At 68.4% G+C, this 13,599-nt stretch carries 11 protein-coding genes; 1 reads left to right on the top strand and 10 read right to left on the bottom strand.

The genetic code is table 11. The features are described 5' to 3' along the window. Positions 1 to 34 precede the first annotated feature (34 nt). The 8 genes from ACFXKN_RS02760 to ACFXKN_RS02725 form a co-directional block, all read right to left on the bottom strand. On the bottom strand, positions 35 to 1,471 hold the full coding sequence (locus tag ACFXKN_RS02760) for a GuaB1 family IMP dehydrogenase-related protein (RefSeq protein ID WP_378946041.1): 1,437 nt from the start codon (positions 1,469 to 1,471) through the stop codon (positions 35 to 37). Between the two features lie 52 nt (positions 1,472 to 1,523). Continuing rightward, positions 1,524 to 2,384: a DMT family transporter gene (locus ACFXKN_RS02755; RefSeq protein WP_378946044.1), complete on the bottom strand. Its 861-nt coding sequence runs from the start codon at positions 2,382 to 2,384 to the stop codon at positions 1,524 to 1,526. Between the two features lie 120 nt (positions 2,385 to 2,504). Continuing rightward, a complete protein-coding gene (locus ACFXKN_RS02750) occupies positions 2,505 to 3,968 on the bottom strand; it encodes a DEAD/DEAH box helicase (RefSeq protein WP_379432261.1) in 1,464 nt (487 codons plus the stop codon). Between the two features lie 255 nt (positions 3,969 to 4,223). Beyond that, entirely contained in the window at positions 4,224 to 5,162 is a 939-nt protein-coding gene (locus ACFXKN_RS02745) for a M56 family metallopeptidase (RefSeq protein WP_378946051.1), read from the bottom strand. Positions 5,163 to 5,226: 64 nt separating this feature from the next. After that, complete coding sequence (locus ACFXKN_RS02740) at positions 5,227 to 5,616, bottom strand: BlaI/MecI/CopY family transcriptional regulator (RefSeq protein WP_279537543.1); 390 nt, start codon at positions 5,614 to 5,616, stop codon at positions 5,227 to 5,229. Between the two features lie 62 nt (positions 5,617 to 5,678). Further along, positions 5,679 to 6,503, bottom strand: coding sequence for an ABC transporter ATP-binding protein (locus ACFXKN_RS02735; protein ID WP_379432260.1), 825 nt, complete (start codon positions 6,501 to 6,503; stop codon positions 5,679 to 5,681). Next, on the bottom strand, positions 6,500 to 7,621 hold the full coding sequence (locus tag ACFXKN_RS02730; RefSeq protein WP_379432424.1) for a FecCD family ABC transporter permease: 1,122 nt from the start codon (positions 7,619 to 7,621) through the stop codon (positions 6,500 to 6,502). The genes ACFXKN_RS02735 and ACFXKN_RS02730 overlap by 4 nt, the downstream gene beginning before the upstream one ends. A gap of 77 nt (positions 7,622 to 7,698) precedes the next feature. Further along, positions 7,699 to 8,745, bottom strand: a complete 1,047-nt coding sequence (locus ACFXKN_RS02725; RefSeq protein ID WP_379432259.1) for a FecCD family ABC transporter permease — start codon at positions 8,743 to 8,745, stop codon at positions 7,699 to 7,701. Between the two features lie 110 nt (positions 8,746 to 8,855). Between ACFXKN_RS02725 and ACFXKN_RS02720 the strand changes: the two genes are divergently transcribed. Next, positions 8,856 to 9,554: a hypothetical protein gene (locus ACFXKN_RS02720; RefSeq protein WP_378946060.1), complete on the top strand. Its 699-nt coding sequence runs from the start codon at positions 8,856 to 8,858 to the stop codon at positions 9,552 to 9,554. A gap of 89 nt (positions 9,555 to 9,643) precedes the next feature. Here ACFXKN_RS02720 and ACFXKN_RS02715 read toward each other — a convergent pair whose 3' ends face one another. Further along, a complete protein-coding gene (locus ACFXKN_RS02715; RefSeq protein WP_379432258.1) occupies positions 9,644 to 11,074 on the bottom strand; it encodes a wax ester/triacylglycerol synthase family O-acyltransferase in 1,431 nt (476 codons plus the stop codon). Continuing rightward, positions 11,071 to 12,096, bottom strand: coding sequence for an alpha/beta hydrolase (locus ACFXKN_RS02710; protein ID WP_378946068.1), 1,026 nt, complete (start codon positions 12,094 to 12,096; stop codon positions 11,071 to 11,073). The genes ACFXKN_RS02715 and ACFXKN_RS02710 overlap by 4 nt, the downstream gene beginning before the upstream one ends. Positions 12,097 to 13,599: the final 1,503 nt, after the last annotated feature.

Genomic DNA, 13,599 nt, shown 5'->3' with positions numbered 1-13,599 from the left:
ATCGAAGGATTCGATCGGCCGCCGCGTGTGGAGTTCACCAGCCGCGGGGCAGCGGCCTGCCTTCGGCGAAGCCCGCGGCGGACTGCACGCCGAGCACGGCCTTGTCGTGGAATTCCGGCAGTGAGCGAGCACCGGCGTAGGTGCAGGAGCTGCGCACACCCGAGCAGATGTGGTCGATGAGGTCCTCGACGCCGGGGCGCTCGGGGTCAAGGCGCATCCGTGAGCTGGAGATACCCTCTTCGAACAGCGCCTTACGGGCGCGGTCGAAGCTGCTGTCGGCGGCGGTGCGGGCGGCGACGGCACGCTTGGACGCCATGCCGAAGCTTTCCTTGTACTTGTTGCCGTCGCGGTCGATACGCAGGTCGCCGGGGGACTCGTAGGTGCCCGCGAACCAGGAACCGATCATCACGTTCGACGCGCCGGCGGCCAGTGCGAGGGCCACGTCGCGGGGGTGCCGAACGCCACCGTCGGCCCAGACGTGCACACCGAGTTCCTTTGCCGCGGTGGCACATTCGGCTACCGCAGAGAACTGTGGGCGACCGACCCCGGTCATCATCCGGGTGGTGCACATGGCGCCGGGGCCGACACCGACCTTGATGATGGTCGCGCCCGCCGCGGCCAGCTCGCGGGTGCCTTCGGCGGAGACCACGTTGCCCGCGACCAGCGGCAGGCCGAGGCCGAGATCGGCGACAGTGCGCAACGATTCGAGCATTTTGGTCTGGTGGCCGTGCGCGGTGTCGAGGACGAGCACGTCGGCGCCCGCCTCGGCCAGTGCCTTCGCCTTGGCGGCGACGTCACCGTTGATGCCGACGGCGGCCGCCACGCGCAGCTTGCCGTCGGCGTCGACGGCGGGGGTGTAGATGCCCGCGCGGACGGTGCCGGTGCGGGTCATCACGCCGGCGAGAGTGCCGTCGGTGTTGGTGAGCACCGCGAGCTGGGCGTGGGCTTCGGCGAGGCGGTCGAAGATATCGCGCGGGGACGCCTCGACGGGCACCTGGACGAAATCGGTGACCGCTACCTCGCGCAGCCGCGCGAACCGGTCGACATCGGCGCAGGCGGCCTCGGTCACCACACCGACCGGCTTACCACCCTCGACGACCACGACGGCACCGTGCGCACGCTTGTGCATCAGCGCCACCGCATCGGACACCGAACGGTCGGGGTCGAGGGTGACGGGGGTATCGGCGGTGAGCGAGCGGCTCTTGACGAACGCGATGGTGTCGGCGGCCGCCGGAATCGGCAGGTCCTGGGGGAGCACCACGAGGCCACCGCGGCGAGCGACGGTCTCGGCCATCCGCTTGCCCGCTACCGCGGTCATGTTCGCGACCACGAGGGGGATGGTGGTGCCTGACCCGTCGACGCTGGCAAGGTCCACATCGAACCGGGACGCGACATCGGTCCGGTTCGGGACCAGGAAGAGGTCGTCGTAGGTCAGGTCATACGGCGGCTGGGGTCCCGGAAGAAATCGCACTTGATTGATAGTAGCCCTGTGAGCACCGCGGCGTGGGAATCCCCGCAGCGCGTCAGCGTGCGGGCTCGTCGGTGACCGCTCGGGTGTGGCACAGAGCCACCGTCGCCGCGCACATCACCATGACGCAGGCGCCGACGACGACCAGGCCGAATCCGTCGGTGCGTAGGTGCTCGTCGAGGGCGGTGAGACCGAGGAACGCGGCGGCCAGCGGTTCGGCGATGGTGGCCGCGGGCAGCGAGGCAGCGAGGGGTCCGGCCTGGAACGCGCGCTGTTGCAGGTACACGCCGAGCAGCCCGGCGGCCACCAGCATCCAGGTCTGCCAGCCGCCGAGGACCGCGCCGATCCCGTCGCCGAACAGGGTGACCACGCGATCGGTGAGTGCGGCGGCCGTGCCGAACAGGGCGCCACCGGCGAGACCGAGAGCGAGCGCGCGTCCCGATGGGCTGGTGATCGTCAGCCCGGTGAGAGTCGCGGCCACGATGGCTCCGAGCAGAATCGCCAAGGGCACCAACCACTCTCGGAAGGGCGCGGTGTCCTCGCCTGCCGTCGGTCGCCCCACGATCAGGAACAGCGCGAGCGCCGCGACGAGGATCAGTGCTGTCGTGGCGGCACGCGCGGTGATCCGCTGCCCGTTGAGCCGCGCGGACAGCGGGAGCGCGAAGACCAAGGCGCTCACCAGGATCGGTTGGACCACCAGCACCGCGCCGAACGCCAGCGCGAGCACCTGCATCGCGTAACCACCGGCGTCGCCGACGACGCCGGACCACCAGCGTGGGCTGCGGAGCAGGCTGCGCAGCAGGGACGTGCCTTCGGGCACTGCCGCGGCCGCCCGCTGTTGCGCGACAGCGGCCAGCGCGATCAACATGGCCGCGATCAGCGCGCACACGATGGTGGCGATCTGATGGTTCGTCACGGGCTCAGTGTGCGGGATCCGATCCTGGTCGGCGCTGATCTACGAGCGGAAAGTCGCGATGTTCGGGCACCCGGAAAAAGACGCGTGGCCGAACCGTAATCGGTTCGGCCACGCGATAATTCAGTTTGCCGTGCGGTTGCGGGTCACGGCCGGAGATGCCGGACGCGCGGCACGACGACGAGAATTCGTCGGCGTGTCGCCACTGCGGGCGTGTCCACCGGTCCCCGCGGGCTTACGGCTACGCGACTCGTGTGCCGGACGCTCGCGGCGCGGTGCACCGCCACGTCCCGCCTCGGCGGCAGGCGCGCCACCGGTGCGCGGACGACGGGTCCGCCCGCCACCGGACGCCGACCTGGTCGGCTGCGCGGGTGCGGCGGGTGCGGCCAGTGCGATGCCGCTCGGCTTGCGGGCGCCGGTGATCTCCACCAGGTTCCGGTCGCCGGGGCGCACGTCGACACCGTCGGTCCGCACGCCCGCCTTGCGGGTCATCGCGGCGACGTCCTTGCGCTCCTCGTCGGTGACGAGGGTGACCACGACACCGTCCTCACCGGCGCGCGCGGTGCGGCCGGCGCGGTGCAGGTAGGCCTTGTGCTCGGCGGGCGGGTCGAAGTGCACGACCAGCGAGACACCGTCGATGTGGATGCCGCGCGCGGCGACATCGGTGGTGACCAGCACCGGAACCGAACCGTCGGCGAAGGCCGCCAGGGTGCGCACGCGGTTGTTCTGGGCCTTGCCGCCGTGCAGCGAGCCCGCGTCGACACCGGCGCCGCGCAGCTGCTTGGCCAGGCGGTCGGCGCCGTGCTTGGTGCGCACGAACATGATGGTCAGGCCCTCACGGGCGGCGATCTCGGTGGCCACGGTGCGCTTGATGTTCTTGTCGCGCACGTAGAGCAGGTGGTGGGTCATGGTGCTGACCGATGCCTCGGGGGGCGCGGTCGAGTGGGTCACCGGGGTGTTCATGTAGCGCTTGACCAGCTTGTCCACGTCACCGTCGAGGGTGGCCGAGAACAGCAGACGCTGACCCTGCTTGGGGGTGCGGTCGAGCAGGCGGGTGACCTGGGGCAGGAAGCCCATGTCGGCCATGTGGTCGGCCTCGTCGAGCGCGGTGATCGTCACGTCCGACAGGTCGGCGGCGCGCTGCTTGATCAGGTCGTCGAGCCGGCCGGGGGTCGCGATGAGCAGGTCGACACCGCGCGCGAGGCGATCGGCCTGACGCTTGATCGGCGCTCCGCCGACGACGGAGGCCACGCGCAGGCCCAGCGAGCGAGCTGCCTCTTCGAGGGCCTTCTCGATCTGGGTCGCGAGTTCGCGGGTCGGCACCAGCACGAGGCCGCGCGGGCGGCCCGGCTTGGACTGCGAGCCCTTGGCCAGGCGGGTCAGCATCGGCAGGCCGAAGGCGAGGGTCTTACCCGAGCCGGTCGGGCCGCGACCGAGCACGTCGCGCCCGGAGAGGGCGTCGCCGATCGTGGCCGCCTGGATGGGGAAGGGCTTGTCGATGCCCGCGTTGCGCAGGGTCTGCACCAGTTCGACGGGCAGGCCTAGTTCGGCGAAGGTCGGTTCGTTGGGCACGGCAGAGTTGGTCAAGGTGGCCTTTCGTTGGGCTGCGAATCGCGCCGAACGATGATCGGCGCCGATTACCCGAATACGCGCCTCGGCGTGGACGGGGTGCGGCCCAGCAGGAAGGACCGGTCTCCCAGGATAGGCGTGTTCTGCCGCTGTTGGGTAAACAGGCTGGTCAGGTAAGCGGTTGTGGCAACGTCTGTTCCGCCGCGAAACAGCGAGCGACTGCGCGATCGCGGCGCCGCGAACGCGGGCGAGCGGGGACGGGGGATCGCCAGGTCAGCCGTGGAAGAGCCGGTTGAGTTCCTGGAGCCACGGCACCGCGACGGCCAGTGTCGGCACGACCAGAATCGCGGCCGAGCCGAGGTAGGCGGCGGTGGCGACTCTCACGTCTCCGGTGCTGCTCGCGAGGCGTTGGATGCGGATCAGCGTGCTCGGTCCGCCCGCGGCGAGCGCGCCCTGCGGTGCGGTGGACTTGGCGCAGGCGATCAGGGCGCGGGCGAGGGGCTTGGGGCCGGTGACCTTCACGGCGGAGTCGTCGGCGAGCAGTTCGATCAGCAGTTTCACCTGGCCGAGCGCGGCCTTGCTGCGGACCACCCGGGGAAAGGCCTCGTGGACGGCGGTGAACGCCTCGAGCACCAGATCGTGGCGGGCGCGCAGATGCGAGCGTTCGTGGCTCACGATGGCGGTGACCTCGGAGTCGTCGAGGCTGGTCAGCGTCCCTTCGCTGATCACGACCCGCTGGCGGAGGCCCGGCAGGCAGTAGGCGATGGGTTCGGTGGCGGCCAGCACCCGGATATCGGCGGCGCGGCGCACCGGGCCGCTCTGATCGAGCAGGTCGACCAGCATGCGATGGCGGGAGCGACGGCGCCGGGTGTGCACACCGACGCGCACGATGGAGAACATCAGCCGGGCGCCGACCATCAAGGTGAGCGCGAAGACCAGCACGTACACCGTCCACAGCGGCAGACCGAGCGCGTCGATCTCCTTGGTGGGCGAGGTGGTGGGCCTACCGTCGGGGCCGGGGACCAGCAGCAGGCTGGCGATGGCCAGCCCGGATCCGAAGGCGCTGAGCACCGCGGCCAGCGCGATCGCCTGCCACAGCACCAGTGCCGCGCGCGGGCTTTTGTGCACCCAGGTAGCGCGACTGAGCAGCGCTGGTACCGGCCCTGCGAGAAGCAGGGCGAGACCAGCAAAGACTGCCGCGGTTGCGTTCATCGACTCTGCTCACTGCGTTGTGGGACCAGGGGCACTCACCCCATTGTGAGAGCCGCCAGGGAGTCTAGCCGCTGTTTTCGTCGGATTCGAGCTTGGCGAGCGCCTCGCGCAGGGCATCGGCTTCGTCCTTGCCGACCTGCTCCACGAAGTGCACCAGCGCCGCGGCGCGACTACCTGCGGCGTCGGCCTGTTGCAAGGCGTCGACCATCAGGCTCGCGACCAGTTCGTCGCGGCTGTGAACCGGTGCGTATCGATGCGCGCGATCGTCGCGTCGCTGTACCACCAGATCCTTTTTCGCCAGTCGTTGGAGCACCGTCATCACCGTGGTGTACGCGAGCTCGCGCCGCGCGGCCAGCGCTTCGTGTACCTGCCGCACCGTTAGTGGCTCATCGGCCGACCACAACTGGTCCATGACCGCTTTTTCGAGTTCGCCCAGACCTGCCATCCCACCGATTTTACGGCCTCAACGACAAACATGCGTACTACAGATTGTCGTAACGGGGTGTTTGCTGTGTGTCATTCGTCATAGCCGGCCGCGCCGTGCACGTGTCGGGTGCCGATCGGGACGATCATCGGGCGCCCCGAGACCGGATCTGTCAGCACCGTTGCCTCGAGCCCGAACACCGCGGCCAGCAGTTCGGCCGTGACGATATCGGCCGGTTTGCCCCGCGCGACGATCTTGCCCGCGCGCATCACCACGAGCTCGTCGCTGTAGCGGATCGCGAGGTTGAGATCGTGCAGCACCATCACCACCGTGCGCCCGTACTCGGCGTGCAGCCGGTCGACCAGGTCGAGGACTTCCAGGGAGTGCGCGAGATCGAGGTAGGTGGTCGGCTCGTCGAGGAGCAGGATGTCGGTGCCCTGGGCCAGCGCCATGGAGATCCAGGCGCGCTGACGCTGGCCGCCGGAGAGCTCGTCGAGGGTGCGGTCGGCCAGGTCGGCGATGCCGGTCTGGGCCAGCGCGGCGGCGACCTCGGTCTCGTCGTCGGCCGACCACTGCCGCAACCAGGACTGATGCGGATGACGTCCGCGCGCGACGAGGTCGGCGACGGTGAGTCCTTCGGGCGCGACCGGGGTCTGCGGCAGCATGCCGATCACCCGGGCCACGTCCTTGGTCTTCATCGACGAGATGGCCTTACCGTCGAGCACCACCTGTCCCGCCCGTGGGCGCAGCAGCCTGCCGAGTGACTTCAACAGCGTCGACTTGCCGCAGCCGTTGGGACCGATGACGGTGGTGACCACGCCGGGCGCGATGTCGAGGCTGAGCTCGTCGACGATCACCCGCTCGCCGTAGCCGAGGGAGACGGCGTCGGCGGCGAGACGGCGGACGGGGCTGGTCATGAGAGCGTGGCCTTCCGGTTCATGCGGACGAGCAGGTAGAGCAGGAACGGTCCACCGAGCGCCGCTGTGACGATACCGACCGGCAGATCGACGGGAAGCAGCGCGCGAGAGATGATGTCGGCGCCGGCGACCAGCGCGGCGCCGGTCAGCGCCGAGGCGATCAGCGGTTCGCCCGGGGTCCGCAGTGCCATGCGGGCGATCTGCGGCGCGGCGAGCGCGACGAACCCGACCGGCCCGACGGCCGCGGTCGCCACCGAGGCCGCCACCACCGACGCCCCGATGAGTAGCGCCTGCTGCGACTGGATTCGCACGCCGAGCACCCGGGTCGACTCTTCGCCCAGACGCAGTGCGGCCAGCGTCCGCGCGGACACCAGCGATACGACGGTCACGACCGTCAGCGCGAGCGCGGCGGGCACGACTCGAGCCATATCCGCCGAGTTCAGCGACCCGTTCAGCCAGACCTGGGCACGCGCGGCGTCGGTGAGGGTGGCCCGGGTGAGCAGCCAGCTGATCACCGACATGAGCACCGCGTTCACGCCGATGCCGATGAGGACGAGACGGAATCCGGTGACACCACGGTCGCCGCCGCGTCCTCGTCCCCAGGCCAGGAGATAGATGACGACGGCGGTGAGCAGTCCACCGGCCAGCGCGGCGAGCGGTGTGCCCACGGTCGCGATCAACCCGGTCGTCGCCCCACCGCTGCCGACCAGCACCGCGACCGCACCCACGCTGGCGCCGGTGGTGATGCCGAGAACATCCGGCCCGGCGAGCGGGTTGTGCAGGATCGATTGCATCAGCGCGCCGGAGAGGCCGAGCGCGGCGCCGACCACAACAGCCGTGAGCGCTCGCGGTAGCCGCGATTCGATGATGATGAAGCGTTGCGATCGGGAACCGCCGCCACCGAGCACGTCGAGTACCCGCCCGAAGGGGATGTGGGTGTCACCGACGGCGATGTCGAGGCAGAACAGCAGGAATACCGCGACCGCCAGCGCCAGGACGACACCGAGCAGCACCGGCCGCAGGACCAGCGACACCGGCCCGAACCGCAACGCGGGACGCACCTTCCGCAGCCCGGCCGGTTCCGCGACCGCGTGATCTACGGCCGCCGTTGGATCGATCTGATCGGTGCTCACCCGGCCGGTGCCCGCACGGTCGGCGTCGCCCGAATCGGTGGCGGTGTTCGATTCGATCTTGCTCACAGCGACACCAACTTCTTGCGACGCACCAACGCGATGAAGAACGGCGCGCCGACCGCGGCCAGCATCACCCCGACCTGCAGTTCTCCCGGCCGCGCGATAACCCGCCCGGCGATATCGGCCACCAGCAGCAACAACCCACCCAGCAGCGCCGAGTAGGGGATCAGCCACCGATTGTCCGGCCCGGTGATCGTGCGCGCGATGTGCGGCACCACCAGCCCGAGAAACGCGATCGGCCCGACCGCGGCGGTCGCGGCACCGCTGAGCAGCACCACCGCGCACAACCCGAACGCCCGCGCCCGTCCGACGTCGACCCCGAGCCCGCGCGCCACGTCGTCACCGAGGCTCAGCAGATTCAGCCCCGGCGCCGCCGCGACGGCCATCGCCATCCCGACCACCAGGAACGGCAGCACCTGCCAGAACACCCCGGCTTCACGCCCGTTCACGGTGCCGACCACCCAGAACCGGTAGGTGTCGAGCGCCGCGTTGTCGAGCACGATGACCGCGTTCGTCATCGCCTGCAGGAACGCGGTCACTGCCGCGCCGGCCAGCACCAGACTCAGTGGACTCGCTTTGCCCCCGCCGATCGAGGACACCCCGAACACGATCACCCCCGCGATCGCCGACCCGGCGAAGGCGAACCAGATGTACTGCGCGGGCGCGGTGAAACCGAAAAGAAAGATGCTCAGCGCCGCCAGAAAGCCCGCGCCCGCATTCAGTCCTAACAATCCGGCATCAGCGAGCGGATTCCGGGTATACCCCTGGATGAGCGCGCCCGCGAGGCCCAACGCCATCCCGGCGATCAGGGCCAATGCGGTGCGCGGCAGACGAAGCTCACGCACGATTTCCTCGGCGGTGGAGCGGGCCGGGCATCGGAACGGGCCGCCGTCGCAGCCGAGGGCGTGCGAGACGGCGTCGAACACCGTGGTGGGTGCGAGCGAGCGGGTGCCGATGGCAATGCTCGCCACCACCGCCACGGTGAGCAAGACAACGAGCAGTAGAAGCCCGGTCAGACGACGACGTCTGACGGTGCCAGGGTGGATCACGGCGACGAACTTCTCCTGCCTCGAAACCGGACACGACTTGTGAAGTCTGGTAAGCCTAACCTATGTTCCGAGACATCATCGTCACGGGAACCAACGTTCGAGGAGGTTCGATGTCCGAGCCCGTCACCACCGCCACGTCCCGCACCACCGCCGCGTTCGACCGCGCCTGTGCCAGGTTGCAATCGCTGCAACCCGAGCATCCGCGGGTGTATGCCGTCGCGGATATGAGCGGGCAGGGCAAACGGCGATGGTGGCATGTGCCCAACGGGCTGTCCGAGGGCCGCGTGGAACTGATGTACCGACGCCACGCCGCGGAAATGATCAACGACGAGATCGCCGCCGAAGTGGTGGCCACCGCGCTCATCCACGCCGTAGCGGGCCGGGTCACCGCGCTGTTCGTCATGGACGCGCAGGCCTGGGACCCCGGCCGGGACAACCTGTGGATCCACCACGACAACGACGGCGGCATCGACTGGGCCGGGCTGACCGACACGACGATCCGCGTCGTCGACTCCGACCCTGAACCCGGCGCGGTGGCCTTCCCCTGCGAAGCCGCCATGGCGGTCTGGCTCGCCCAACGCTGCGCCTCCTCGCTGATCCCGTTGCAATCGGTTCTCACCCGCTGCTCCGGCCTGCCCGCTCGCCGTTTCTGGACTCTCGTCGGTGAATCCATCATCGGCGCTGCGACTTACGTCCCCGACCTGGCGCGCGCCGACATCGCCGCGGGCGCGCGTCGCGGCCAACTCGTGCTCGGTGCCTTCGAGGAACGCGGCCTCCCGGTTCGCCGCAGCAGTTGCCTGCAGCGCTAGTGAGGATAACCTGGACGGTTGATCATCAGGGTGTCGGATGAGCATTCGCCGAGCGGGAATCTGGGGAGCAGCCCACTGATCGAGTGCCCTCAGGCGCCGGACGGGGCCGGATTTCCGAGGGCGTGCAGGGCGGCGGCGAGTTCGCGGAACGATGCGAGGATCAGCTCGTCGTAATGGTCGGGGTCCGGCATCATCGCGGCGTTCGTCGTGATCGCGATGACGATCTCGTCACCCTGCGAGCTGATCAGGTGACGCAGGCCGTCGCCGTCGAGAATCGGCAGCGAGCCGACCGCTCGGCGAACCGGCCTGCCACAGAAGATCAGGGTGTCCGTCACCGGCGGCACGTTGCTGATCGTGGTGTTGCAGAACGGCACCGTCGCCGAGTCGTCGAAACGCCGTTGCGCCCTTGCCCATCCGGCGGCGCGCAGTAGCAGGGCAGGTGCCGTCTCCACCCGCAGTTCGGTGCGTTGCACCACCGGATCGGCGGTGCGTTGTTTGGCACGGCTCGCGGACTGCTTGATCGCGGTGAGCCGCTGGATCGGGTCGCCGATGTCGGTGTGCAGGTCCACGATCATCTGGCTGAGCTGATTCGCCGAATCCCATTCGGCGACACCGCGCATCGACATCGGCACCATCGCGGCGAGCGAGCCGTCGGGCACCTCGTCGTGCTCGGCGAGGTAGGTGGCCAGCGCGCCGGAAATCGTCGTCAGCATCAGGTCGTTGATCGTGACCCGCTGTGTCGCCGCGCCTTTCGCGGCGAGCACCTCCGACATCGGGATCGGGACCAGGTGAAAGGTCAGCGCCGCGTCGATGTCGCGGTTGAACCGGGTCGCGGGGCGCAGCGGGGCGGGATCGTGGACCGTGCCCGCGTCGACCAGCGCCCGCAGTTCCTCCCGCGCCACCCGCGCGCGACGCAGACCGGCGCCGAAGCGCACCGGCGCCGACGCGAGCGCGGCGGCCGTGCGCACCGCGGTGGTCAGCGGCCGTGCCATGTCCAGCTGGACCGAAGGCGCGGATCGCGTGCCGAACAGGCGCTGCTCGAGCGCTCTGGTCGCGACCCCGTCGCCGGCGCTGTGATGGAACTTCAGCACCACGATCGTGGTTGTGCCCGGCATCGCCGGTACGCCCTCGACGCGATCCAGCACGTGCACTTCCCACGGCGGTCGCGTCAGATCCATCCGGGCCGAGGTGATCTCGGCTATCCGTGCGCGGGCGTCTTCCCAGGTACCAGGGCCCTCCAGGGTGAGGTGGTCGCGCACCGACAGGTCGGGATCGGGCTCCCAGTACGGCAGATCGAGGTCCATCGGTACGTGCCGCAAGCGCCGGTGGAACAGTTCGGCGTGCCCGATACCCGCCCGCGCCCAGTCCAGCACCTGCTCGAACGTCAACGGTGGGTGCCCCGACGAGTCGGCGAAGTAGACCGCGACGATGTTCGACAGGTGCCGGTCGGTCTCGTCGTAGACGAACACCGCGTCGCGTGGGCTCAGTCGCTGGGCGCCCACCCGGAGTTCGGCGCTCATATGCCCAGGGCTGTCGCCATCATCGGCCAGGAGGCGTGGAGGTCGTCCTCCCAGTAGCCCCAGGAATGGGTGCCGGTCGGGCGGATGTTGTAGGTGATATTCGTGCGGCCGAGTTCCCGGGTCCGCTGCGCCAAGCTCGCCGTGCAATACGCTGTCGCGGCTTCGATACCGCCGCCGACGAGCATTTGATTCGTCAGAATCGACGTCGGATTCTTTCCGTTGATATGCACGCGCGGATTCGACAGCGTGTCGTGTGGCCCCGGCAATCCGGTGCCGGCGGAAATATAGATCGGGATGTTCGGCAAACGATGAGCTTGCACGTAGGGATCGTGCTCGCGCCACGCGGCGTCGGTCTCCGGTCCCCACATGTTCTCGACATCCCCGCCGCCCATCCGCACGACGAGCGAGACGAAGGCTCGGCCGATCGGATCGCTGGTCATCGCGCAGCCGCTGTAGGCGGAGATGCTGCGGTACAGGTCAGGTGCCTGAATCCCGAGATCGAGGACCGAGGTCCCCGCCATCGAGATGCCGGCCAGGGAGTTGATGCCGTTGGTGGCGAAGGCCGCGTCGATCACGGGCGGCAGTTCCTCGGTCAGGAACGTGGTCCACATGTTGTTGCCGTTGTTCTCGAGGTTCTTCGCCAGGCCGGGGTCCGGTCGCTGCCAGTCGGTGTAGTAGCTGAACGCGCCTTCCATCGGGATGACGACGTTGACGTGCTTGTCGGCGAAGAACCCACCGGCATCGGTCTGTCCTGGCCAGTTGGCCGAATCCTCGCCGCCGCCCGCGCCGTTGAGCAGGTAGAGCGTCGGTGCCGGGACCGAGGTGTCGACCGGTCGCAGCACTCGCAGCGCGATCGTGCGATCCATCGCGGGGGAGTAGACGCTGATGTCGGCGACCTGGTTGGCTTGCGTCTGGCTCACCAGGCGCGCGCCGGGCGCGGCTGATGCCTGCGCGCCGTCGACGAAGACGGGCGTCGAGGCCACCGCCAGGACGCAGACGGCCGACATGATTGCACGGAGCATTTCGTTCTTCATGGGTTGCGAGCCTGCTGACTTCTCGGGCGGGAGCGGGGGTCGGCCGCGATGGCCGACCCCCTCACCGCGCTGAACTACCTGCGCTGGAACTACTTGCCCGGGGTGGGCGTGCCACCGCTCGCGCTGATCAGCGCCTGGATGAACGGCGTGACCGCTTCGCTCAGGCTGCCGGCGCCGGTCGCCATCAATTCGTACAGGGAACCCATGCTTAACTCCTGGTGGTGAGGTGAATCAGGCTCGCCGAGCGAGCCGAAGTGCTGTTGCGGCTGGGATTACGGGAAGAAGGCTTCTACCGAACCCAGGAAGACGCCGAGCAGGCCGTCGCCTTCGGCCGCGGAACCCAGTCCGGCGATCGCGGCCATCATGATCTCTTCCAGTGAACCCATGGTGAATCTCCTTGCGTGATATGAGAAGTGATATCACAGCCGCGTAACCACTGTGATATCGGGAATGCGGTTGTCTGTTCCAGCCGGTGGTGGCTAGATGCCGCCGGAGGGTGGGGAGCCGCTCGCGCTGAGCAGCACGTCGACGAAGGGCTGTGCGCCTTTACCGAGGCCGGCCATGCCCGTCGCCAACTATTCGTAAAACGATCCCACTTGGTACTCCTGACGGGGCCGATTCAGCGTTGGGCAGAATCGTCAGGTGTCGACGGGTTGTCGAACTACGGGAACAAGGCTTCCACCGAGCCCAGGAAAGTCCCGAGGAGCAGATCGCCCGAGTTCGCGGACGCCATTCCGCCCAGGACGCCGAGCAACGGCTCCTCGAATGAGCCCATGCTGTATCTCCTTGCACAGTTGTCCAGCCCCCAAAACTGGGGTTTCCCCTCGGTTCGGGTGGGTATCACAATCAGTAGCTGATGTGATGCCCGTAACGTAGCGCCGTCGCCGGAGTGTGGCAACCCGATGTTTCACTCAGTGTGATTTGTTCATTTTTTTCATTCCTGATGGAAGCGTCTAGATGGTTGCCGCGGCGTTCGATCAGACTGCGTGCGACCTGTAGTTACTGCGACTGTCTGGCACAGTAACTGAGCGATTCGTTGTGAACGGCCTCGTTCGCCGCGGGCGTGTCAAGGGGGATTGATATCAACGGCAAATCGGGATGATCTGCGGCTACTTCGAGGCGCTCGTAAGCGGACTTGATGCTCGGCGCGCTGCGGTTCGCGAGCGGTTGTGTTCTGGTTGCGGTGGTCGAATCGGTCATGTTGGTGTAGCTGCAGGTTGTCGGGCGGTTCGCCAGGGCCTGACTTCCCAGCGGTTGCGACGTTGCCGGGAATCCTCTTATTTCTCATGGCCGCCGACGGTTCATCATGTGCATTAGCTATCAAAATGCGGCGTTGACACGGCGCTGGGAAGTCGGTAGTAATGGGTCGGGGGGGGGGCGGGGGTCGGGCGCCCCCCCCCCCCCCTAAACCCGCAGTAAATAACCCACCCCCGGGGCGGGCCCACCCCACACACCCCGGCCGCAAATACAAATAAAAAGATACGCGAAGGC

This window comes from Nocardia sp. NPDC059195, assembly GCF_042754695.1.
Taxonomy (GTDB): domain Bacteria; phylum Actinomycetota; class Actinomycetes; order Mycobacteriales; family Mycobacteriaceae; genus Nocardia.
The sequence above is the reverse complement of the archived record's forward strand: the minus strand, read 5'-3'. Positions and strand labels throughout refer to the sequence as shown.

What these genes read in the sequence shown, in the direction of transcription:
- ACFXKN_RS02745 (WP_378946051.1), bottom strand. Translation starts at nt 5,162, where the DNA reads ATGAACGCAACCGCGGCAGTCTTTGCTGGTCTCGCCCTGCTTCTCGCA.
- ACFXKN_RS02735 (WP_379432260.1), bottom strand. Translation starts at nt 6,503, where the DNA reads ATGACCAGCCCCGTCCGCCGTCTCGCCGCCGACGCCGTCTCCCTCGGC.
- ACFXKN_RS02720 (WP_378946060.1), top strand. Translation starts at nt 8,856, where the DNA reads ATGTCCGAGCCCGTCACCACCGCCACGTCCCGCACCACCGCCGCGTTC.
- ACFXKN_RS02715 (WP_379432258.1), bottom strand. Translation starts at nt 11,074, where the DNA reads ATGAGCGCCGAACTCCGGGTGGGCGCCCAGCGACTGAGCCCACGCGAC.
- ACFXKN_RS02710 (WP_378946068.1), bottom strand. Translation starts at nt 12,096, where the DNA reads ATGCTCCGTGCAATCATGTCGGCCGTCTGCGTCCTGGCGGTGGCCTCG.